Raw genomic sequence first — 22,962 nt, 5'->3', positions numbered from 1 at the left:
CCCCCGATGTAATAAATATAATTATATAATTATATCAAGCTGAACCGTTGCCGTGGCAAATAATCCTGACTTAATTACAACAGGGTATGCAAAAAAGCATCAACTATTGGTGCGCGCCTCGATCAGTTCCCACTTTTCCAGCGCTTCCAACAGTTCGCCTTCGATCTCGGCCACGCGCGCGTTCAGGCGCTTGCCTTCGGCTGGCGTCTTCTTGTAGAAGTCCGGGTGGGACAGTTCGGCGGCCAGCACCGACTGCTCATCTTCCAGCTTGGCGATCAGTTTCGGCAACTCTTCCAGTTCGCGCTGTTCCTTGTAGCTGAGCTTTTTCTGCTTGGCGGCCGGCGCGGCAGCCTCGACCTTCACGGCCGGCTTGCTGGCGGGCGCCGTGGCGATCGGCAAGGTGCGCACGCGCTCCCAGTCCGTGTAGCCGCCGACGAATTCGCGCCACTTGCCCTCGCCTTCGGCGACGATCACTTGCGTGACTACGTTGTCGAGGAAGGTGCGGTCATGGCTGACGAGGAAAACGGTGCCGGTGTATTCTTCCAGCAACTCTTCCAGCAATTCCAGGGTATCGATATCCAAGTCATTGGTCGGCTCATCGAGCACGAGCACGTTGGCTGGCTTGGCGAACAGGCGCGCCAGCAGTAAACGGTTGCGCTCGCCACCGGACAGCGACTTGACGGGCGAACGGGCGCGTTCCGGCGCGAACAGGAAGTCGTTCAAATACGTCATCACGTGACGGCGCTGGCCATTGATCTCGACCCAGTCGCTGCCTGGCGCGATGGTTTCCATCAGGTTCGCCTCTTCGTTCAGCTGCGTGCGCATCTGGTCGAAATACGCCACTTGCAGCTTGGTACCCAGGCGGATGCTGCCCGTGTCCGACTCTTCCTGGCCCAGGATCATCTTCAGCAAGGTGGTCTTGCCGGCACCGTTGGCGCCGATCAGGCCAACCTTGTCGCCGCGCAGGATGGTGGCGCTGAAATCCTTGACGATGACCTTGTCGCCATAGATCTTCGAGACGTTTTCCAGGTCCGCCACGATCTTGCCCGAGCGTTCGCCGGCCGAGACGTCCAGCTTGACCTGACCCTGCTGGTCGCGGCGCGCATTGCGCGTCAGACGCAGCGCTTCCAGACGGCGCACGCGGCCTTCGTCACGCACGCGGCGCGCCTTGACGCCCTTGCGTATCCACACTTCCTCCTGCGCCAGGAACTTGTCAAACTTGGCGTTTTCCACTTCCTCGATTTCCAGCTGTTCCGCCTTGCGGGTCTGGTACGCCGTGAAGTTGCCCGGATACGACAGCAAGCGGCCGCGGTCGAGTTCGATGATGCGCGTGGCAACGTTGTCGAGGAAGGAGCGGTCATGGGTAATGAACAGCACGCTGCCCTTGAAGTCGCGCAACAAGCCTTCCAGCCACAGGATGGAGCTGAAATCCAGATGGTTGGTCGGCTCATCGAGCAGCAGCACGTCAGGCGCCGACACCAGCGCACGCGCCAGCGCCACGCGCTTTTGCATCCCGCCGGACAGGGTTTTCATGGCCATGTCGCCCGTCAGGTTCAGACGGTCCAACACGGTTTCCACCTTGTTCGGCAAGCTCCACGCATCGGCCGCATCGAGTTTGACCTGGATGTCGTGCATGCGTTCCATCAGTTCGTCGTCATTGCCCTGGCCAAACTGGCCCGTCAGCGCATCGTATTCCTTCAGCCACGCCTGCGATTCGCCCATGCCGGAAGCGACGGCGTCGAACACGGACATGTCCGGGTCGAATTGCGGTTCCTGCTCCACATACGCGATCTTGATGCCTTGCTGCATGACCAACAAGCCGTCATCGAGCTTGAACTTGCCCGAAATAACCTTCAACAGCGACGATTTACCCGTGCCGTTGCGGCCGATCAAGCCGACCCGCTCCGTGGTTTCCAGTGAAAATTCCGCGTGATCGAGCAGCGCGACGTGACCGAACGCAAGTTGCGCCGATGAAAGAGAAATGACAGCCATAATGAGTAAGAGTGCTCGGGCGCCGTCTCGCGCACACCGCGTGGTGTGCAAAACAGCCGCCGATTAGATGAATGAAGCACGCATTGTACCGATACTCGCGCAAGCATAGGCATATCTTGCAAACTGTCGGCTATAATTGCGCTCGATTCGCGACACATGGGACGTCTTGCACGCCCCTTGCCGCCGGATCCGGCATGGCAGCTTGCCACGCCTGAGCGTCCTCCCCGTAGCACAATGGATAGTGCACATGCCTCCTAAGCGTGGGATACTGGTTCGATTCCAGTCGGGGGGACCAAACACCTGCCGCCGCGCCCTGCCGCGCCGCGCTCCAGCGATTCATCCTGAAGCAAATCACCGAAGATCAATCCTCAAGCACGGGCTGCCCTGCGGCGCCAGCCTGCCAGCGACACCAGACCCAGCAGCATCAGCGCGTAGCTTGCCGGTTCCGGCACGGCGCTGACGCTAAATACTTGCATGGCGCCAAACGTGACGTTGGGATAGGAGCCGTACGGCGTGCCATCGAGCAAACTTGCGCCGAAGATGCCATTGGCCGGGTCGATGTACGAGTAGCGCGAAGAAATGCCGTTCGTGCTCAGGTCCGCCGACATGCCCAGGTCGGCGCCGATGCCGAAGGTGGGGCCGGCGTTGATGTCATTGAAGGTTTGATACGACCCCACCGAGTCCAGCGCATAGGTTTTCGGCGTTTGCCGGAAATGCTGGCCCGAAGTCAGGTTGAAGATGAAGGCCGTGCGGTCGCGGTCTTCCGGCGTCATGTTGTAGTTGCCCGACGAATTCCAGCTTTGCGGGTTGTAGCCGCCCACCAGCCAGGTCTGGCCGGCGCTGTTGCTCGCCTGCATCACGGAAAACGTGCGTCCCCTGCCATCGGCCGCCAGATGGAAATCGTGCGAGGTGTCGCCCGCCGACTTCGTGTAGATGGCCGTCAGCGCCAGCGGACCTTCGCCCAGCCAGGCGGACAGCTGCGCTTCCTGCGCGCCGTTGAGCAAGGATTGCGCCGACGCGGCAGGCACGCTACCGATGCACAGCAAGGCGCCAGCGAGCAAGGTGGCGGACCGCACCGCCTTGATTTTCAGCATGATTTGTTGTTGCATCGCTCCCCCTGTGTGATTACCGCGAATTTTCGGCATATCAATATAGCACAAGGAAATGCATTAATTGCATTAATTTATTTCAATTGAAATGCACTTAATACAACAGTTTACTGCAGCCATCATGGCGGCAGCACGGCCGTCACCTCGATTTCCACCCTGGCGCGATCCTCGATCAGGCCGGCCACCTGCACGGCCGTCATGGCAGGAAAATGCTTGCCGATCAGCTCGCGGTAGGCCACGCCGATTTGCGGATACGCCGCCACGTATTCCTTCTTGTCGAGCACATACCAGTTCATGCGCACGATGTGCTCGGGCAAGGCGCCCGCCTCCGCCAGCACGGCGACGATATTCTGCAGGGCCTGGCGCACCTGTCCCGCAAAATCATCCGTATGGAACTGGCCCTGCGCATCCCAGCCTATCATGCCGCTGACGTACACCGTGCGTCCGCTGGCGGCCACGCCATTCGCATAGCCGCGCGGCCTGGCCCATCCCGGTGGTTGTAACACTTGCATATTGCTTTCCTCGTTGTTGATGCGGGTCATGCGTCCGCCGCCTCGCGCAGCAATTCGCGCGCGATGATCAATTGCTGTACTTCGCTGGCGCCCTCGTAGATGCGCAAGGCGCGAATTTCGCGGTACAGGCGCTCGACCGGATGGTCGCTCACCACACCCATGCCGCCGAACAGCTGCACGGCCGCGTCGATTACCTGCTGCGCCGTTTCCGTGGCTGTCAGCTTGGCCATCGCCGCCTCCTTCGTCACCTTGCGGCCCTGGTCGCGCTGCCAGGCGGCGCGGTAGGTGAGCAAGGCGGCCGCATCGATGCCGGTCGCCATCTGCGCCAGTTTCGCCTGCGTCAGCTGGAAGTCGGCCAGGGTCTGGCCAAACATCTGGCGCTTTGTCGCGTGGCGCAGCGCTTCATCGAAGGCGCGCCGCGCAAAGCCCAGCGCGGCGGCAGCCACCGACGTGCGAAACACGTCGAGTGTCGCCATGGCCACCTTGAAGCCCTGCCCCGCCTCGCCCAGGCGCTGCGACACGGGCACGCGGCAATTGGCAAAGCGCAGGCGCGCCAGCGGATGCGGTGCGATCACGGCAATGCGCTCGGCGATTTCCAGGCCGGGATTGTCCGCGTCGACGATGAAGGCGCTGATGCCGCGCGCACCGGGCGCCTCGCCCGTGCGGGCGAACACCACGTAAAAATCGGCGATGCCGCCATTCGAGATCCACGTTTTTTCGCCGTCGAGCACATACTCGTCGCCATCGCGGCGCGCCGCGCACGCCATGGCCGCCACGTCGGAGCCGGCCTGCGGTTCGGACAGGGCAAAAGCCGCGATGCGCTTGCCGCTGGCCACGTCCGGCAGATAGCGCGCCTTGTTGTCCAAACTGCCAAACAGGCCGATGGCGCCGGAACCGAGTCCCTGCATGGCAAAGGCGAAATCGGCCAGGCCATTGTGGCGCGCCAGGGTTTCGCGCATCAGGCAAATGGTGCGCGTGTCGATCTTGCCGTCGGTGCCGGTGGCGTGCGCGAGCCAGCCACCCTGCCCCAGTTGCGCCACCAGCGCGCGGCAAGCCGCATCGACATCGGCACCATGCGCGTCGTCCAGGTGCAGCGTCGCCCAGGCATCGAGCTCGCGTTCGAGTTCGGCGTGGCGCGCTTCGAAAAATGGCCAGTCCAGATAGCTCATGTCACGCATGTCAGTTACCCTCGAATTGTGGTTTTTCCTTCGCCACGAAAGCGTGATAGGCGCGGTGGAAATCGTTGGTGGCCATGCAAATGGCCTGCGCCTGGGCTTCCGCCTCGATCGCTTCGTCGACGCCCATGTTCCACTCCTGCTGCAGCATTTTTTTCGTCATGCCATGGGCGAAGGTGGGGCCGCTGGCCAGGCCGGCCGCGAACAGCTGCGCCGCCTCGGCCAGCTCCTCGGGTTCGACCAGGCGGTTGAGCCAGCCCCAGCGTTCACCCTCGGCGCCGGTCAGCGAGCGCCCCGTGTACAGCAGCTCGGCGGCGCGGCCCTGGCCGATCACGCGCGGCAGCAAGGCGCAGGCACCCATGTCGCAGCCGGCCAGGCCCACGCGGGTAAACAAAAAGGCCGTCTTGCTGCGCGCCGTGCCGAGGCGGATATCGGAGGCCAGCGCCAGCATGGCGCCGGCGCCCGCGCAAATGCCGTCGATGGCGGCGATGATGGGCTGCGGGCAGGCGCGCATGGCTTTCACCACGTCGCCCGTCATGCGGGTAAAGGCCAGCAAGCCGGGCATGTCGAGTTTTGTCAGCGGGCCGATGATGTCGTGCACGTCGCCGCCCGAGCAGAAATTGTCGCCACTGCCCGTGATGATGACGGCCTTGACGTCGTCCGCATGCGCCAGCGCGCGAAACAGCTCGCGCAATTCCGCATAAGAGTCAAAAGTGAGCGGATTCTTGCGCTCGGGCCGGTGCAAAGTCAAGGTGGCGACGCCGGCGTCGACGGAAAACAGAAAATGCCGCGCGGCGTAGCCGGCCAGGCTGGCGCGGTTGCCTGGCAGGTCTTGCGGCTGGCCGGGTAGATGGCGCATGCTCAGTCCTTTATGGGGGTGTTATTCAACTGCTGTTTCATGTGCGACAGCAGGTCGATCAAGCGGGTTTTGTCGTCCGGCGTCACGCCGTGCAGCAGTTCGGCGATCCAGCCTTCGTGCACGCGCGCCATCTCGTCGAACGCGCGCCGGCCCGCCGGCGTCAGCTTGACGCTGTAGGAGCGACGGTCTTTCGGGTCGACCACGCGCACCACCAGCTTTTCCTGTTCCAGCTGGTCGGTGATGCCCGTGATATTGCCGCCCGTGACCATCATGCGCCGGGACAGTTCGCCCATGCGCAAGCCTTCGGGAAAGCGTTCAAGCTGCGCCATCAAGTCGAAGCGGGGCAAGGTGATGCCGAAGGTGGCGCGCAGGCGCGTGCGCACCTCGTTTTCAATTTTGACCGTACATGACAGCATGCGCAGCCACAATTTCAGCGACTGGTGGTGGTCCTGCGTCAGCCGGCTCGCCAGGTCCAGCACCGGCTCTTCCGGTACGGCTTCGTCCTGCAAATTTTCGGGTTCTTTATCCATGGTCTTCACTCAGTTACATGACTTCGCCGCCGGCGACGGCGATCGATTGTCCATTCATGGCGGCCGACGCGGGCAGGCATAGCCACGCCACCGCATCGGCCACTTCGCGCGGCTGCACCAGCCGCTGCTGCGGGTTGCTGGCCGCCAGTTCCGCGCGCGCCGCGTCTTCGCCGCGCCCCGTCTTGCGCACGATGTTTTGCACGGCCTGCGCCACCATGTCCGTTTCCGTGTAGCCGGGGCAGACGGCGTTGACGGTGACGCCGCGCGGCGCCACTTCCAGCGCCAGCGCGCGCGTCAGGCCGATCACGCCATGCTTGGCGGCGACATAGGCGCTGACGTAGCGATAACCCTTCAGGCCCGCCGTCGACGCCACGTTGACGATGCGGCCCCAGCCCGCTTCCAGCATGGCCGGCATGGCGGCATGGCAGCAGTGATACACGCCCGTCAGGTTCACGGCCAGCATCTGCTGCCAGATGGCGGCATCCGTCTTGCCGAAGGGCGCCGCATGCGCCTGGCCCGCGTTATTGATCAATATATCGATGCGGCCGAAATGCGCGGCCGCCTGCGCGAAGCCCGCCTGCACGGACGCTTCCACGGCCACGTCGAGCACGCAGACGGCGACCCTGCCCGCGTGGCCCGCCTCTTCCAGCTGCATGCGCGCGCGCGCCAGCCGCGCGCCATCGCGCCCGGCCAGGGTGACCCTGGCGCCCGCGTCCAGCAAGGCGCCCGCGCACGCGAAGCCGATGCCGCTGCCGGCGCCCGTCACCAGCGCGTGTTTTTCTAACAGCGTGTCCATCAATGCTTCCTTGCTCATGTCATCCTTCCAGCAGCCGCGCGGCCACCTGTTGCGGGGTGAGGCCCGTATTGGCGGCGGCCAGCTGGCGCTCGCGCTGCAGATTGCGTTCCAGCTGCTGCTGGCCCGGCCGGTACTGTTTCGGCCACGCTGCGCCTGCGCCGCTGTAGCCGATGCGCGCCATTTCCGTCAGGGTCCAGGCGGGGTTGGCCAGGTGCGGCCGGCCCACGGCGCACAGGTCGGCGCGCCCGGCGGCGATGATGCTGTTGGCGTGATCCGCCTCGAAGATCGAGCCGACGGCCATGCTGGCGATGCCCGCCTCGTTGCGCACGCGGTCGGCGAACGGCGCCTGGAACATGCGCCCGTATACGGGCTGTTCGAGTTTGCTCACCTGGCCCGAGGAACAGTCGATCAGGTCGGCGCCCGCCTGCTTGAACAGGCGCGCGATGCGCACCGCGTCATCTGGCGTGATGCCGCCTTCGACCCAGTCGTGGGCCGAGATGCGCACGCTCATCGGTTTATCCTGCGGCCAGGCGGCGCGCATGGCGCGGAACACGCGCAGCGGATAGCGGCAGCGGTTTTCCAGGCTGCCGCCATAGTCGTCCGTGCGGCGGTTGGTCAGCGGCGAGATAAAACTCGACAGCAGATAACCATGCGCGCAATGCAGTTCCAGCCAGTCGAAACCGGCGACGGCGGCGGCCAGGGTGGCGCGCACGAAGTCCTGCTCGATGCGCGCCAGGTCGCTTTCCGTGGCCGCGCGCGCCACCTGCGACACGCCGGCCAGGTATTGCTGTTCCGAGGCCGCCAGCAGCGGCCAGTTATCTTTCTTCAAGGGCAGGTCGATGCCGTCCCACATGGGCTGCGTCGAGCCTTTCGCCCCTGCGTGGCCCAGTTGCAGGGCGATCTTCGCATCGCTGTTCGCATGCACGAAATCGACGATGCGGCGCCACGCCTGCGTGTGGGCTTCGCTGTACATGCCGGGGCAGGCGGGCGTGATGCGCGCATCGGCCGACACGCACGTCATCTCGGCAAACACGAGACCCGCGCCGCCCATGGCGCGCGCGCCCAGGTGCATCAGATGGTAATCTCCCGCCACGCCATCGACGGCGCTGTATTGCGCCATGGGCGAGACGGCGATGCGGTTTTTCAGCAGCACGCCGCGCAGCCGGAAGGGCGTGAGCATGGGCGGCAGGGCCTCGTCCCGCATCGCCACTCCAGCCTGCTCGCCCGCGCGCCGCGCCAGCCACCGTTCATAATCGGACACATACGCAGGGTCGCGCAGGCGCAGGTTTTCATGCGAAATGCGCTGGCTGCGCGTGAGCATGGAATAGGCGAACTGCGGCGCTTCCATGGCGCTGTAGCGCTCGACGTTTTCAAACCACTCCATGGAATTGCGCGCCGCGCTCTGGATTTTCAGCACCTCGACCGCGCGCGCCTGCTGGTAGGCGCCCAGCGCGGCACCAGCTTCCGCATGCTGGCCGAAGCAGCGGGCCAGCTCGATGGCGTCTTCCAGCGCCAGCTTGGTGCCCGAGCCAATCGAGTAATGCGCCGTGTGGGCCGCGTCGCCCATCAGCACGACGGGCACGCCGTCCTGTACATGCACCCACTGGCGGCAAACGATGCGCGGGAAGGTGATCCACTGCGCCGAGCCGCGCAAGTGCGGCGAATTGCTCAGCAATCCTTGCCCGTCGAGCTCCTCGGCGAACAGCGCTTCGCAAAAGGCGATGCCCTCTTCCTGGCTCATGGCATCCAAACCCGCCGCGCGCCACACGTGTTCGGGCGTTTCGACGATGAAGGTGGAGGTGTCGCCATCGTATTGATAGATATGCGCCTGGAACCAGCCGTGCGGCGTCTGGCGGAAGGCAAACGTGAATGCCTCGAATTTCTTGCGCGTGCCGAGCCAGACGAAGCGGCACTGGCGCTGCTCGATCTCGGGCTGGTAGCTGGCCGCATAACGCGTGCGGATGCGGCTGTTCAAGCCGTCGCTGGCGATCACCAGGTCGGCGCCGTACTGCTGCGCGATGGCCTGGTCGTCCTGCACTTCCGTCTCGAACACCAGCTGCACGCCAAGTTCCTCGCAGCGCGCCTGCAGGATGTTGAGCAGGCGCTTGCGGCCGATGCCGCAAAAGCCATGGCCGCCCGAGCGCACGGTCTGGCCCTTGAAGTGGATCTCGATATCGTCCCAGTGGTTGAACGCCTGCAGGATGGCGCGCGCGGTCGGCTCGTCCGCGTTGGCCAGGTTGCCCAGGGTCTGGTCGGAAAACACGACGCCCCAGCCAAACGTGTCATACGGGCGGTTGCGCTCGATGACGGTGATGCGGTGATCCGGGTTCTGCTTTTTCATGAGCAGGCTGAAATACAGGCCGGCGGGGCCGCCGCCGATGCAGACAATATTCATGGCGTATCCGTGCGAAGTTTGAAGCGCTGCAGCTTGCCCGTTTCCGTGCGCGGCAGGGAAGGCAGGAAGCGGATGGCGCGCGGGTATTTATAGGGGGCGATCTGCTGGCGCACGAAGTCCTGCAGTTCGGCCGCCAGCGCATCGCTGGCCTGGCAGCCGTCTTTCAGCACGATGTGCGCTTCGACGATCTGGCCACGCTCGGCATCGGCGCGCCCGACCACGCCGCATTCGGCCACGGCGGGGTGGCGCAGCAGCGCCTCTTCCACTTCCGGGCCGGCGATGTTGTAGCCGGCCGAGACGATCATGTCGTCGCTGCGCGAGCGGTAATAGAAATAGCCGTCGGCATCCATCTCGAAGGTGTCGCCCGTCAGGTTCCAGCCGTTCTGCACATACTCGCGCTGGCGCGGGTCGGACAGGTAGCGGCAACCGGTGGGGCCTTTCACGGCCAGGCGGCCCGTCACGCCGGGCGGCTGCGGCACGCCGGCCTCATCGACGATGCATGCCTGGTAGCCGGGAATGGCCTTGCCAATGGCGCCGCGGCGGATGCCCTCGCCCGTGGCGGAAATGAAGATGTGCAGCATTTCGGTGGCGCCGATGCCGTCCGTCATGGCCAGGCCCGTCGCCGCCTGCCAGGCGTCGCGCGTGGCCAGCGGCAGCGCCTCGCCGGCCGACACGCACAAACGCAGGCTGCGCACGTCGTGCTGCGCGGCCAGGGGCGCCATCTGGCGGTAAAAGGTGGGCGCCGTGAAGCAGATGGTGGCCTGATAGGCGCCGATGGCGCGCAGCAGGCCCTCGGGCGTGAGTTTTTCCAGCAGCACGGTACAAGCGCCAAAGCGCAGCGGGAACAGCAGCAGGCCGCCAAGGCCGAAGGTGAACGCCAGCGGCGGCGTGCCGATGAAGATATCGCCGGCGCGCACCTGCAGCATGGAGCGGGGAAAGCAGTCGCAGATGGCCAGCAAGTCGCGGTGCATGTGCATGGTGCCTTTGGGGACGCCCGTCGTGCCCGAGGTAAAGCTGATCAGGCAGACGTCATCGGCCGCCGTATCGCACGCGGCAAACGGTGCAGCGTGGGCCGCCATGCGCTGCTCCAGTTCCGCGTCATCGGCGCCAAAGCACAGCATGGCCGGCAAGCCGGGCACGCCATCGAGCTCCGCGCGCAAGCCTTGCGCGCACAGCACGGCGTTCACTTCCGCCTTGATGATAATCGTGGACAGTTCGCGCGCGCGCAGCAGCGGCATGGTGGGCACGGCGATGCAGCCGGCCTTCAGCACGGCCAGCAGGCAGGCGGCCATCATGGGGGTATTCGCGCCGCGCAGCAGCACGCGGTTGCCGGGGATCAGGCCCAGGTCTGCGCTCAGCACGTGGGCGATGCGGTCGACCTGGCGCGCCAGCTGCGCGTAAGTCCAGCGCTGGCCGTCGGCGAGGATGGCGGTGCGTCCACCGCCGCCATTGGCCACGGCCGCATCGAGCAGCGCGGCGACGCAATTGAGGCGCGCCGGATACTGCAGCTCGGGCAAGTCCAGGCACAACTGCGGCCAGAGCGCGCGCGGCGGCAAGTGCGCGCGCGCGAAGTCGTCCCGGGGAGATGCGGTGGTAGGCGAAGGGTCGCTGCTCATGCTCGTCCTGGCTGGTGACGGGCGCGTGCAAAGGCCCGGAAGAAGATACTTTAAACCTAAAGTATTTTCCCGGCAAGCGGAAAACAGCGGATTCAGCCAGCGCCGTCCGGCTTCTGTGCCAGACGCGCCTGCTGCGCCACGCTGCGCGCCAGCGCGGCCAGGGCCGTTTGTATCTGGCCGCCGTCGAGCACCGCGGCCTGCAGCAGGGCCATCATGCCCGCTTCCGCGCCGTGCAGACCCAGGGTGCGGCAACCGAGGTGCAGGCGTTCGAGCTGCTGGCGCGCCTGAGCCGGTTCGCCGCGCGCCAGCAAGGCGTCGACCTGTTCGCCGGCGGCGACTATCTGTCCCTGGAAGCCCGTCAGGTAGGCCAGCAGACGTTCGCTGTCGATGCCCAGGCGCTGCAAGGTGTCGCGCGGCGCCTCGGCCGGCAAGGCGGAAACGTCGAAGCAGGCGTCGATATGCTGGCGCACCTGCTCCGGCTGGAAGGGCTTGACGATGTAGCCGGCGGCGCCGGCCTGCACGGCGTCGCGCACCGTGTCCTGGTCATTCGCCGACGACACGAGCACCAGCGGCATGGCATCGAGCGCGCTGTCGGAGCGGATTTTCTGCAGCAGCTCCATGCCGGACAGGCGCGGCATGCGCAAATCGCAGAAGCACAGCGACGGACGCAAGCCGCCTTCAAGCTGCTCCCACGCCGCCGCGCCATCTTCGGCTTCCACGATATCGTGCACGCCGCAGCTGTCGATCAGATGCATCAATACCATGCGCGACACGACATCATCGTCAACCACCAGTACTTTCATTGCTTTCTCCATAGGCGGCAGCGTCACGGTGCCTGGCCATATTCTACCCAGTTTGGCCGCGCGCTCGATGGCCGGCATTGCCTATTTTACATTTCCTTGCCAGAAACGGCTATTTGCGCCAACAGTGCGCGCAATTGCGGCAAATGCAGGGCCACCTGCGTCCAGCGCCCGCCGTCCGCCGCCTCCTCCATTTCCGTGCACAGCATGTGCAGCTGCGTTTCATCGAGATAGGCGGCGCTGCCCTTCAAACCGTGCAGCAGGCGCCCGGCGTTGTCCTTGTCCTGCGCCGCCAGGGCGGCGTCGAGTTCACGCAAACGCCCCTCCAGGTCGGCGAGGAAGGCGACGCGGATGCGCCGTTGCAGTTCGCCGCTGCGGATGGACTGGGCAGGCGCCGGCACGGGAACCGCCGGCGCGATGCCGAACAGGGCGTCGAGTTCGGCCTGCCCGCGCGCGGCGGCGCGCGGCGCATCCGACGGCATGCGCGGCAACATGAAACCGCGCTGCAGCTGGCGCTCGATGGCGCGCGCCAGCAAGCCATGCAGCACCGCCTCGTCCACCGGTTTGCTGAGGAAATCATCCATACCGACGCCAAGATAACGGTTGCGGTCTTCATCGCTGGCGTTCGCCGTCAGGGCCACGATCATCAGTTCCTGGTCGCGCACGGGCTGGTCCGGCCAGCCGCCCACGCGGATCAAGCGCGTCGCCGTGGCGCCGTCCATCTCCGGCATGCGCCCGTCCATCAGGATCAGGTCATAGCGCGTATGCACGCAGGCGGCCACCGCCAGCACGCCGTTGGCGACGACGTCGACCCGGTGCCCCAGTTCCTCGAGCATGACGCGGATGATGATCTGGTTGGTGGGGAAGTCTTCCGCGCACAGCACGCGCAACTGGTGGCTGTGCGGCGCCAGCGCCACCTGCGGCACCAGCGGCGGCGCCACGCCGTCGGCCAGCGGCAAGGTGAAGGCAAAGGTGCTGCCCTGCCCCGGTGTGCTGGCCACCTCGATCTCGCCCTCCATCAATTCGACCAGCTGGCGGCAGATCGCCAGGCCCAGCCCCGTGCCGCCGTAGCGACGCGTGGTGCTGGCGTCGGCCTGCTCGAACTTCTGGAACAGGCGCGCCATCGCGTCCGCATCGATGCCGATGCCGCTGTCGCTGACCGTAAAGCGGATCAGGTTGACACGCCGTCCGCCGCTGCCGCTGGCCACGCCGGCCCGCTCGACGCAGACGCTGACGCCGCCGCGCTGGGTGAACTTGAAGGCATTGCCGACCAGGTTGACCAGCACCTGGCGCAAACGGGTCGGGTCGCCCACCACGAACGGTGGCAGGTCGGGCGCGAAATCGATGGAGAAACCGATGCTGCGCGCAGCCGCCTGCTCCTCGAACAGGCTGACGACCGTCTCGATGGCCGCGCCGAGCGCGAAGTCGATGTTTTCGATACTCAGCTTGCCCGCCTCGATCTTGGAAAAATCGAGCAAGTCATTGATGATCACCAGCAGCGACTGGGCGTTGGCCTGGCCGCGCAGGATCTGCTCGCGCGTGGCGTCGTGCAGCTGCTCGTCGCGCAGGGCAAAGCCCAGCATGCCGATCACGCCGGCCAGCGGCGTGCGCATCTCGTGGCTCATGTTGGCCAAAAATTCCGACTTCTGGCGCGTCGCATCCTCGGCCTTGCGCTTGGCCTGGCGCAGGCTTTCCTCGTTTTTCGTCAGGCTGCTGTTCACTTGCGCCAGCTTTTCCGACTGGGCCAGCACTTCGATTTCCTTGCTCTGCAACTCGGCCGTGCGTTCGCTGACCTGCTTTTCCAGTTCATTCTGCTGATGCCGCAGCGCGCGTACGCGCTGGCGGTACGCGCCATAGATGGCGCCCAGCAGCAGCGCCGCCATCAGGGTGCGGAACCACCAGGTTTTCCAGAACGGCGGCAAAATCGTGATGGCCAGGGTGGCGCCGCTCTCGTTCCACACGCCGTCCTTGTTGGCCGCCTTGACGCGAAACACGTAATTGCCGGCATCAAGGTTGGTGTAGGTGGCAAAGCGCCGGCCCGCATCCGTCATGACCCATTCCTGGTCGAAGCCTTCGAGCCGGTAGGCGAACATGTTGCGCTGGGGCGCGGCGAAATGCAGGGCTGCGAATTCCAGCGAAAAGACGCTTTCGCGGCTGGTCAGCACCAGCTGGCGCGTATGGTCGATGGCCGTCCTGAGCACGTGCGCGAACTCGCCGCGGCCGATGGCCACCGGCTTGTTGAAGATCTGCAGCTCCGTGATGGACACCAGCGGCGGCACGCGGTTGTCGTGGATATCCTGCGGCACGAACGCCGTCATGCCGTTAAAGCCGCCGAAGTACATGGTGCCGTCGGACGCGCGCAGGGCCGCGCCATCGAAGTACGAGCCTTCCACGGTGCCGTCGGCGCTGTCGTAGTTGCGAAACAGGCCGCTGCGCATGTCGAGCCGCGTGATGCCGCTATTCGTGCTCAGCCACAGCTGCTCGTTGTCGTCGCCGAGGATGCTGGCGACGGCATCGTCGGCCATGCCATCCTTGCGCACGAAGCGCCGGAATCGGATCTCGCCCTTGGCGTCGACGTCCATGCGGTTCAGGCCATTGGCCGTGCCCACCCACAGCACGCCGCGCTTGTCCTCGTGCAGGAAATGCACTTCGTCGTGGCTCAGGCTCTGCGGGTTTTGCGGATCGTGGCGGAAATGGCGGAAGTGGCCAGTGGCGCGGTCGAGCAAGTCCAGGCCGTGGAAGGAGCCGATCCACAAGCGCCCCTTGCCGTCTTCCAGCACGGGCCGCACCATATTGTCGGACAGGCTGTTCGGGTTGGCCGGGTCATGGCGGTAGGTGGTAAAGCGCTTGGTCGAGGGGTCGAAGCGGTGCACGCCGCCGCGCGTCGAGACCCACAGCATGCCGCTGCGGTCGCTCACGATATTGCGGATGGTGTCGCTGTTCGGATCGCCGGCGGCAAAGCGCATGGTAAAGAAACGCCCGAGTGCCGGATCGAAGCGGTGCAAGCCCGTCGAGCCGCCCACCCACAGCACGCCGTCCGGCGCCTTGTACAGGGTGGTGACCTGCTCGTCGCGCGACATGCCGGGCGAACTGCGCAGGTCGAACAGGCGCGAGCTGCCGTCGCGCGTGTCGTACAGTTTCAGGCCGCCCTTGGTGGCCAGCCAAAGCTTGCCATTGCCCGCGTCGGCCACGGCGCGCACTTTCTTGTCCGCCAGCGCGCCCACGTCGCCGGGCGCGCGCGCCATGCGCGAAAAGCCGCCGCTGCCCAGGTCGACCCGGCTCACGCCGTTGTACCAGGAGCCGACCCAGAAGGTGCCGGCGCGGTCGCGGTACAAGGATGACAGCTGGTTGTCGGCGACGCTGAACTTGTCGCCCATCTGGTGCCGGTACTGCAGGAAGGTGTCGCTCTCGGGCAGCCAGCGGAACAGGCCATCGGCATTGCTGCCCAGCCAGACCGTGGCGTCGATATCCTGATACAGGCTGGCCACGCGGATGGCGGAAAAGCCCTGTTTTTCATTCAGGCGCAGGCGCGACTGCGGTGCCTGGCCGGCGGCGCCCAGGCGCCAGCGCTCGGCGCCGGCCATGGTGCCGATCCACAGGTTCTGCTGGCGGTCGATCAGCAGCGACTGGATGACGTTGTACTTCGAGCCAGGATCCGTGTCGACGGCAAAGTGCTCGAAGCGGTCGCTGCCCGGCGCCAGCATGTCCAGGCCCGTGACCGTGCCGATCCACAGGCGCTGCTGCGCGTCCAGCGCCAGCGCCTTGATTTCATTGTCGCCCAGGCTGTGCGGCTTGCCTTCTTCATGGTGCCAGGTGCGGAAGGTACCTGTGGCCGGGTCGAAATGCTGCAAGCCGTCCGAGGTGGCGATCCAGAAGCCGCGCGCGCCATCGTCGAGGATGGCGTGGATATGCCGGTTGCCATTGCCGCGCTTGCTCTTTTCGGCCGGGGCGTAGTGGATGAAGGTCTGGCTGGCGGCGTCGAAGCGGTCCAGGCCATTGTCGGTGCCGACCCACAGCTGGCCCTGGCTATCGACGTGCAGCTCGCCCACCCAGTTGTCGGCCAGGCTGGTCTTGTCGCCTTCGATATTTTTGTAGACGACCATGCGGTAGCCATCGTAGCGGCTCAGGCCAGACTGGCTGCCGAACCACATATAGCCCTGCCGGTCCTGGGCGATGGCCAGCACCGATTCCTGCGCCAGGCCCTGGTCGACGCTGAGCTGGTCGAAACGCAGGGTGGGCGCGGGCGCCGCCGCGGCCCAGCCACTCAACAGTAGACTGAATAACAACACCACATCGCAAACACGTCGAAATACCAGCACAGTCGTCCTGTCAAAAAAAACGCGAAAAACCCGCACGCCGCTCCAAGGGCCGTCTCAGGAACCAAAGAACGCCAGGACATCATCCTTGCGGGCTTGCGTATCGCGCTGTCCAAGACGGATCAGCTCGTTAGTATACGTCGATTCGAACAATAAATACGATGCCAGCGCCGCGCCGCGCGCTTCGGCCGCGCCGATACCGGACAACATGGTGCGGATGGGACGCGGCAAACTGCCGATATGCCGGCTGGCGATGGCGTCGAGGCGCTCGGACGGCGCGATGACGAGCAACTCCACGGGACGCAAGGCCGTCTTGCCCAGCAACTCGGGTGGCAGCATCGACAGAGTCAGGTTGATGCGGTTCAGGCGTTCGATGTCGACGGCCAGGCCATCGAGGAAAATCGACGACAGCGCATGTCCGGCGATCTGCGCCAGGCTCGGGTAGCGCGCCGCTTCGGACGCGGCCGGCGCCGGTTCCGTCATGCGCCCCGCGCCCACCACCAGCACCTTGTTCGCGCCCAGGTGGATCGCCGGCGAGATCGGCGCCAGCTGGCGCATGGAACCGTCGCCGCAGTATTCGCGCTGGCCGCCCACGTACAGGGGCACGGCGGGGAAGATGAAGGGGATGGCGGCCGAGGCGAGCAAGTGCTCCACGCCGATCTGGTCCGGCAGGGCCAGGCGCTGCGTGCGCACCCATGGCGCGATATCCTCAGCAGTCTGGTAAAACGTCATGTGGCGGCTGCCCGAATACGACGACGCCGTCACGGCCAGCGCATGCAGCAAGCCGTCGGCCAGGGCCGCGTCCAGGCGCGGCAGGTCGAGCATGCGGTGCAGCAGGCTGACCAGCGGAGTATTGTCGAGCAGGGAACTGGGCGGCGACGCATGCCACTGGCGCAGCAGCCAGCCGAACGACAGCAACGACAGCCAGCGCGCGCCCGAGCGGATCACGCCCAGCGAGTCGGCGCGGTAGACTTGCTCGACTTCGATGTGCTGCCACACGTCGAGCAGCTTTTGCACACCTTCGCCGAAATTGTCGGCGCGGCAGGCCAGCGCCGTGGCGTTGATGGCGCCAGCCGAGGTGCCGCAGATGATGTCGAACGGGTTGCGCGCCGGCGCCCAGCCCGCTTCCCACAGTATCGCCGAAATCGCCTGCAGCACGCCCACCTGGTAGGCGGCACGGGCGCCTCCTCCCGTCAATATCAAGCCTGTTTTATTTTGCATTCCCATGCCGGCAGATTAGCAGGGTCTGGATGCTTTGTGGAAAAGATTCGGGGTCAGACCCGTCGGGTCTGACCCCAGCTTTTGCCTTTGGGCTAAACAGTAGCAATCAAAAAGTCAATCACCCCTGACCATGCCTTCACGCCGTGGATCCGCCCCCCCAAACCAGAAATCCTTGCCATGCGCATTCAGGCGCATGATGCCCTGCAAGCCCGAGTTCTGTTCGATGACGCGCACCTCGTGGCCCATGGCCTGCAGCGCCTCGACTTGCGCGGCCGGCGCGCGGCCTTTTTCCAGTTCCGTCGGACCGTTGCGGCTGCCGAAGTTCGGCAGGCTGATCGCCTGCTGCACGTTCAAGCCCCAGTCCATGGTGCCGACGAGGACCTTGGCGACATAATTGATGATGGACGAGCCGCCGGGCGAACCCGTCGCCAGCACCAGCTTGTGCGTGCCCTTCTCGAACACGAGGGTGGGCGACATGGCGCTGCGCGGACGCTTGCCCGCTTCGACGCGGTTGGCGATGGGACCGTCCGCATCGCGCGAATCGAACGAGAAATCCGTCAGCTGGTTATTGAGCAAAAAGCCGTCGACCATCTGGCGCGAACCGAAGGCGTCTTCCACGCTGGTGGTCATCGACAAGCCGCCCCCAAACGCGTCGACGGCCACCAGGTGCGACGTCGACGGGCGCTGCAGCGCGTTATCCATGCCCCACGCCACCTGCATGCCGGGCGGCGTGCCGGGTTTGGCTTTGCCCATGGATTTGTCGCCGATCAGCGAGGCGCGCTGCGCCAGATAGGTTTTATCGAGCATCGAGGCGATACCGTTGCCGGGCAGCGGCACGAAGTCCGTGTCGGCCACGTAGCGGTTGCGGTCCGCGTAGGCCAGGCGCCCCGCTTCCGAGAACAGGTGGATCGCTTGCGCATCGAGCACGCCGTCGACGGGTGCATACGGGCGGATATCCTTCACTTCCAGGATGCCCAGCATCTGCGCGATGGCGATGCCGCCCGACGATGGCGGCGGCATGCCGCACACGGTCCAGGCCTTGTAATCGCTGCAGACGGGTTCGCGCACCTTGGCCCGGTAGCCGGCGATGTCCTGCGCCGTCAGCTTGCCGGGATTGGTCGGGTGCGACGCCACCTTGGCGGCGATGTCGCGCGCGATGCGGCCGTTGTAAAAGGCGTCGGCGCCGCCACGGGCGATCTCGCGCAGGGTGCGCGCCAGCTGCGGGTTTTTCAGCACGTGGCCGACGGGCCAGGCCTTGCCCTCTTTGTCATAGAAATAGGCGGCGGCGACGGGGTCGCGCTTCAGGGCCTGGTCCCAGTTCAGCAAGCCGTTGAGACGCTGGCTGACGGGAAAGCCGCCGTACGCCAACTTGATGGCGGGGCCGAACAGGGTGGCCCACGGCAGCTTGCCGTGTTCCTTGTGCGCCAGTTCCAGCATGCGCAGCACGCCGGGCGCGCCCACGGAACGTCCGCCCACCACGCCCGTGGCGCGCGAGACGGGGCTGCCGTCCGCATTCTGAAACAGGTGTTCATCGGCGGCGGCCGGCGCCGTTTCGCGCCCGTCGAACGCCTGCACGCCCTTGGCCGTGGAGTACAGCAGGAATGCGCCGCCGCCGATGCCCGATGATTGCGGCTCGACCAAGGTGAGTACCAGCTGCGTGGCGATGGCCGCGTCGATGGCGCTGCCGCCCTTTTTCAGCATCTGGTAGCCAGCATCGGCGGCCAGCGGATTGGCGGCGGCGACCATGAATTTCTGCGCCGCCCAGCCCGATTTTTCCGCATACGCGGTGGCGATTTCCGGCGCCTTTTGCGGCACCTCGGCAAATGCGGGACTGGCAGCCAGGGCTCCCAGCAAGGTCAGGCTCAGCGCCAGCGGCTTCAATGTGATCATGGATTCTCCGATAAAAAAAGGGCGCACAGCCGAGCAAGGCTGTACGCCCCATACGGGGGTATCCTACATCAAATCATGCCCAACTTACTTTGGCTGCATGCGGATCGCGCCGTCCAGGCGGATAGTCTCGCCATTGAGCATGACGTTTTCCACGATGGCTTTCACCAGTTGCGCGTATTCGCCTGGCTTGCCCAGGCGCGATGGGAACGGCACCATCTTGCCCAGCGCATCCTGCACTTCGGCCGGCATGCCCAGCAACATCGGCGTTTCGAAAATGCCGGGCGCCACCGTCATCACGCGGATGCCGTTGCGCGACAGGTCGCGCGCCATCGGCAGGGTCAGCCCCACCACGGCCGCCTTCGACGACGCATACGCGGCCTGGCCGATCTGGCCATCGTAGGCCGCCACGGACGCCGTGTTGATGATGACGCCGCGCTCGCCTTCAGCGGTGGCATCCTGCTTGGCCATGGCGTCGGCCGCCAGGCGGCACATATTGAAGGTGCCGACCAGGTTGATGTTGACGACTTTCTGGAACAGGGCCAGCGGATGCGGGCCATCCTTGCCCACGGTTTTCACGGCCGGCGCCACGCCGGCGCAGTTGACCAGGCCGCGCAAGGTACCTAATTTGGTCGCGGCCGCCACCACGGCCAGGCCGTCATCTTCCGACGTCACGTCGCACTGCACGAACACGCCGTTCAGTTCCGCTGCCAGCGCCTGGCCCGCCTCCGTCTGCACGTCTGCCAGCACGACCTTGCCGCCGGCCGCCGTCAGCATGCGCGCCGTGGCCGCACCCAGGCCCGATGCGCCGCCCGTGATGATGAATACATTGTCCTGAATCTGCATGAAATCTCCTGAGTAATAAGTGCCGTGTTCCCGGCGCCTGATAGTTGCATGGCACATGATGCCATCATTACGTTTACGTAAACGTAATGTCAGCGACAATTGTAGCCATTTTTACGCTCACCGAGCGAAAACTTGCAACACCAGCCAGTGGCAGGGTTAAAAACACTGGATGAATGCGCCATTGCGGTGGCAGATGCGCCCGTTGGCATCGAGCGTGGCGTTGCCCGCGCCGTTGTAGCGCGCGCCGGCCGCATCGCGGCAACCGCCCGTGTCGCATGCGCCGATGGGCTGCGGCGCGCGCGGCATCGGCACGGCCGGGCTGGGCGGCAGAGGCGCCATGGGCACGACGGGAGGCGCAGGCTGGGCCGGCATGCGGCCGATCACCTGTGCCACGGAACGGCGCGGCTGCACGGGCGGTGCCGGGCGGCATGGCTCCACGGCCAGCTTGCCGCTGTCGCGCGGGTCGAGCTGGCACACGGGCAAAGGCTCAGGCAAGGACTCAGCAGGCGCCGCCGGCTCCTGCGCCCATGCATGGCCGCCAGCGAGCACGATGGCGCAGGCCAGCGCCGGTATGGTTTTTATCATCGTCTTCATGCCACCTCCCCAAGCATCGATCTTACCGCTTTCATTATTGGCACACACGGCGCCAGATACCATGCACATGTTGCAACGGTGTTTTATTTCCTCTCATCACTTTCCTTCTTGCCAGCATGGCATTACAATAAGAACGATTCTTATTCTCATTATCAGAATTCGAGCGCAGTTTATTCTCTTTTCATTCATACCCGAGCCACCCGGAAGGCAGCCAGGAAATAACAACATCCGGAAAGTTCACCATGACCAAGCGTAGTCCCGCTTTTGCAACCTTCGCAGCCCCCGTTTCCACTCCCGTCCGCTCCATGCATTCCGCCGCCCTGCTCCTGCCCTGCCTGCTGTCGCTGGCCGTCAGCAGCGCCTGGGCCGAAGGCAATGTGGCCGCCGATCCCACCATGAACACGGTGGTCGTCACCGCCTCCGGCACGGCCATCGACATCAAGGATGCGCCGGCCAGCATCAGCGTCATCACGCGCGAGGAAATCGAGCGCCAGCCCGTGTATGACCTCAACACCCTGCTGCGCCGCATCCCCGGCGTGACGGGCGGCACCGGCACCGAAGACGAAGCGTCGAAGATCAAGCTGCGCGGCTTGCCCGACAAATACACCTTGATCCTGGTCGATGGCAAGCGCGTGGGCAGCTCGGCCGACACGGCGTACCGTCCCGACCTGGGCCGCCAGGACTTGAACTGGATTTCGCCCGACATGATCGAACGTATCGAAGTGGTGCGCGGCCCCATGTCCTCGCTGTACGGCTCGGACGCCATGGGCGGCGTGATCAACATCATCACGCGCAAGGTGCCTGGCAAGTGGAACGGTTCGGCCACGGCCAACTACACGCAGCCGCAGGACAGCGGCCGCGGCACGGCGCACCAGCTGGGCGTGAACCTGGCTGGCCCCTTGTCGGACACGGTCGGCATGCGCCTGGGCGTGAGCCAGACGCGCCAGAATCCCGATGAAAAATTCTTCGATAAAGCGGGCAGCATGGGCGGCGAACGCAACCAGACTGTCTCGGGCCAGCTGACCTGGGCGCTGGGCAAGAAACAGAACCTGTCGCTGGACGCCAGCTATGGCAGGCAGGAAGCCAGCACTTCGAGCGCGCGTGATGCGGACGGTGAACCGCTGGTCGACAGCTGGGGCGCCAACAAGCTGATACGCAAGAGCGTCAGCCTCGGCTACGAAGGCCGCTGGGACTTCGGCAAGACGACGGTCAACCTGTATCACAACGACTTCGATAACCAGGACGTCGGCACGGTGGCGAAGTCCAAGGACAGCACGCTCGATGCCAGCCTGGAAAAACGGGTCGGCTGGGGCGGTATCGAGCAGATGCTGGTGATGGGCGGCCAGTGGAAGCACCAGGAACTGACGAACACGAATACCATCGGCACCGTGCCCACCGATTACCTGGGCAACACCGTGAGTGGCGCGACCTTGTCCGGCACTACGTCGGCCCTGTTTGCGGAAGATCAGCTGTTCCTGCGCGACAACCTGACGGCCACGGCCGGTCTGCGCCTCGATCACCACAGCAAGTTCGGCAACCACTACAGCCCGCGCCTGTATCTGGTGTACCACCCTGCTCCCGCCTGGACCATCAAGGGCGGCGTCTCGCAAGGCTTCCGCGCCCCGAGCCTGAAGGAAAACTCGCCGGCGGCGGCGACCAATTCGGGCGGACGCGGTTGCGGCAGCCTGAAACCGCTGGGCTACGTCACCGGTTCCTGCTACATGGCCGGCAATGCGGACTTGAAGCCGGAAACGAGCACGGCCGGCGAGATCGGCGTGGCGTGGGAACAGAATGGCTGGGACGTGGGCCTGACTTACTTCCACACGGATTTCAAGAACAAGATCGACTATGCGCCGCTGGGCTTTTACCAGCAGCGCTGGTGGACCAAGATGACGAATATCCAGAAGGCGCGCACCAGCGGCCTGGAAGCGACGGCCACCATCCCGCTGACGAAAAACCTGAACTGGCGTAACAACGTCACCTACATGGCGGAAGCGAAAAACCTGACGACGGGCGCCAACCTGCTCTCCACGCCAAAACTGTCGTGGTACTCGGCGCTGGGCTGGCAAGTCAACGACCAGCTGTTCGGCGAAGTGTCGGCCCAGTACACGGGCAAGGAACTCGATGCGGGCAAGCTGGCCGACAAGGCCTACACCATCGTCGACACCGTCGTGTCGTACAAGGTCACGCCGCAGTGGACCGTGCGTGGCGGCGTGCAGAACCTGTTCAAGAAGGGCCCGATGGCCGATGGACTGGTCGACTATTATGTGCCGGGACGGCGCATGTTCGTCGGCCTGACGTCGCGCTTCTGACG

At 65.0% G+C, this 22,962-nt stretch carries 16 protein-coding genes and 1 tRNA gene; 2 read left to right on the top strand and 15 right to left on the bottom strand.

Going from position 1 to position 22,962, the window contains the following annotated elements:
* Nucleotides 1–99: 99 nt before the first annotated feature.
* The gene (locus P9875_RS08520; RefSeq protein WP_099401010.1) at nucleotides 100–1,992 is read right to left on the bottom strand and encodes an ATP-binding cassette domain-containing protein; all 1,893 of its coding nucleotides are present in this window, start codon (nucleotides 1,990–1,992) and stop codon (nucleotides 100–102) included.
* A gap of 220 nt (nucleotides 1,993–2,212) precedes the next feature.
* Here P9875_RS08520 and P9875_RS08515 point away from each other — a divergent pair.
* Nucleotides 2,213–2,287 (top strand) — tRNA-Arg (locus P9875_RS08515).
* A gap of 73 nt (nucleotides 2,288–2,360) precedes the next feature.
* Here P9875_RS08515 and P9875_RS08510 read toward each other — a convergent pair.
* The 14 genes from P9875_RS08510 to P9875_RS08445 all read right to left on the bottom strand — a co-directional run bounded on the left by P9875_RS08510 (nucleotide 2,361) and on the right by P9875_RS08445 (nucleotide 20,648).
* Nucleotides 2,361–3,101 (bottom strand): PEP_CTERM-anchored TLD domain-containing protein, encoded by a 741-nt coding sequence (locus tag P9875_RS08510; protein ID WP_278318109.1) that lies wholly within the window; start codon nucleotides 3,099–3,101, stop codon nucleotides 2,361–2,363.
* 119 nt (nucleotides 3,102–3,220) lie between these two features.
* Nucleotides 3,221–3,613 (bottom strand): RidA family protein, encoded by a 393-nt coding sequence (locus P9875_RS08505; protein ID WP_035828787.1) that lies wholly within the window; start codon nucleotides 3,611–3,613, stop codon nucleotides 3,221–3,223.
* A 26-nt stretch (nucleotides 3,614–3,639) separates the two neighbouring features.
* Nucleotides 3,640–4,791 carry an acyl-CoA dehydrogenase family protein gene (locus P9875_RS08500; protein ID WP_278318106.1) on the bottom strand — a complete coding sequence of 384 codons (1,152 nt, stop codon included), beginning with the start codon at nucleotides 4,789–4,791 and terminating at the stop codon, nucleotides 3,640–3,642.
* Nucleotide 4,792: 1 nt separating this feature from the next.
* A complete protein-coding gene (locus tag P9875_RS08495) occupies nucleotides 4,793–5,647 on the bottom strand; it encodes an enoyl-CoA hydratase family protein (RefSeq protein ID WP_176388658.1) in 855 nt (284 codons plus the stop codon).
* A gap of 2 nt (nucleotides 5,648–5,649) precedes the next feature.
* The gene (locus P9875_RS08490) at nucleotides 5,650–6,177 is read right to left on the bottom strand and encodes a MarR family winged helix-turn-helix transcriptional regulator (RefSeq protein ID WP_176388659.1); all 528 of its coding nucleotides are present in this window, start codon (nucleotides 6,175–6,177) and stop codon (nucleotides 5,650–5,652) included.
* Between the two features lie 13 nt (nucleotides 6,178–6,190).
* On the bottom strand, nucleotides 6,191–6,973 hold the full coding sequence (locus P9875_RS08485; RefSeq protein WP_423221825.1) for an SDR family NAD(P)-dependent oxidoreductase: 783 nt from the start codon (nucleotides 6,971–6,973) through the stop codon (nucleotides 6,191–6,193).
* A 19-nt stretch (nucleotides 6,974–6,992) separates the two neighbouring features.
* Nucleotides 6,993–9,368 (bottom strand): bifunctional salicylyl-CoA 5-hydroxylase/oxidoreductase, encoded by a 2,376-nt coding sequence (locus P9875_RS08480; RefSeq protein ID WP_278318105.1) that lies wholly within the window; start codon nucleotides 9,366–9,368, stop codon nucleotides 6,993–6,995.
* Nucleotides 9,365–10,984 carry an AMP-binding protein gene (locus tag P9875_RS08475; RefSeq protein ID WP_278318104.1) on the bottom strand — a complete coding sequence of 540 codons (1,620 nt, stop codon included), beginning with the start codon at nucleotides 10,982–10,984 and terminating at the stop codon, nucleotides 9,365–9,367. The genes P9875_RS08480 and P9875_RS08475 overlap by 4 nt, the downstream gene beginning before the upstream one ends.
* 92 nt (nucleotides 10,985–11,076) lie before the next feature.
* Nucleotides 11,077–11,787, bottom strand: a complete 711-nt coding sequence (locus tag P9875_RS08470; protein ID WP_035828776.1) for a response regulator — start codon at nucleotides 11,785–11,787, stop codon at nucleotides 11,077–11,079.
* An 86-nt stretch (nucleotides 11,788–11,873) separates the two neighbouring features.
* On the bottom strand, nucleotides 11,874–16,052 hold the full coding sequence (locus P9875_RS08465) for a hybrid sensor histidine kinase/response regulator (RefSeq protein WP_278318103.1): 4,179 nt from the start codon (nucleotides 16,050–16,052) through the stop codon (nucleotides 11,874–11,876).
* 105 nt (nucleotides 16,053–16,157) lie between these two features.
* Entirely contained in the window at nucleotides 16,158–17,327 is a 1,170-nt protein-coding gene (locus tag P9875_RS08460; RefSeq protein WP_034751717.1) for a patatin-like phospholipase family protein, read from the bottom strand.
* 108 nt (nucleotides 17,328–17,435) lie between these two features.
* Nucleotides 17,436–19,211: a gamma-glutamyltransferase gene (gene ggt / locus P9875_RS08455; RefSeq protein WP_278318102.1), complete on the bottom strand. Its 1,776-nt coding sequence runs from the start codon at nucleotides 19,209–19,211 to the stop codon at nucleotides 17,436–17,438.
* A gap of 84 nt (nucleotides 19,212–19,295) precedes the next feature.
* Entirely contained in the window at nucleotides 19,296–20,054 is a 759-nt protein-coding gene (locus tag P9875_RS08450; RefSeq protein WP_278318100.1) for a 3-hydroxyacyl-CoA dehydrogenase, read from the bottom strand.
* Nucleotides 20,055–20,210: 156 nt separating this feature from the next.
* Nucleotides 20,211–20,648 carry a hypothetical protein gene (locus tag P9875_RS08445; RefSeq protein WP_099401001.1) on the bottom strand — a complete coding sequence of 146 codons (438 nt, stop codon included), beginning with the start codon at nucleotides 20,646–20,648 and terminating at the stop codon, nucleotides 20,211–20,213.
* Between the two features lie 242 nt (nucleotides 20,649–20,890).
* On the opposite strand from P9875_RS08445, the gene P9875_RS08440 reads away from it, so the two are divergent.
* A complete protein-coding gene (locus P9875_RS08440; RefSeq protein WP_099401000.1) occupies nucleotides 20,891–22,960 on the top strand; it encodes a TonB-dependent receptor domain-containing protein in 2,070 nt (689 codons plus the stop codon).
* Nucleotides 22,961–22,962 lie beyond the last annotated feature (2 nt).

This window comes from Janthinobacterium rivuli (assembly GCF_029690045.1).
GTDB lineage: Bacteria > Pseudomonadota > Gammaproteobacteria > Burkholderiales > Burkholderiaceae_D > Janthinobacterium > Janthinobacterium rivuli.
This window is presented reverse-complemented; position numbering and strand designations above follow the sequence as displayed.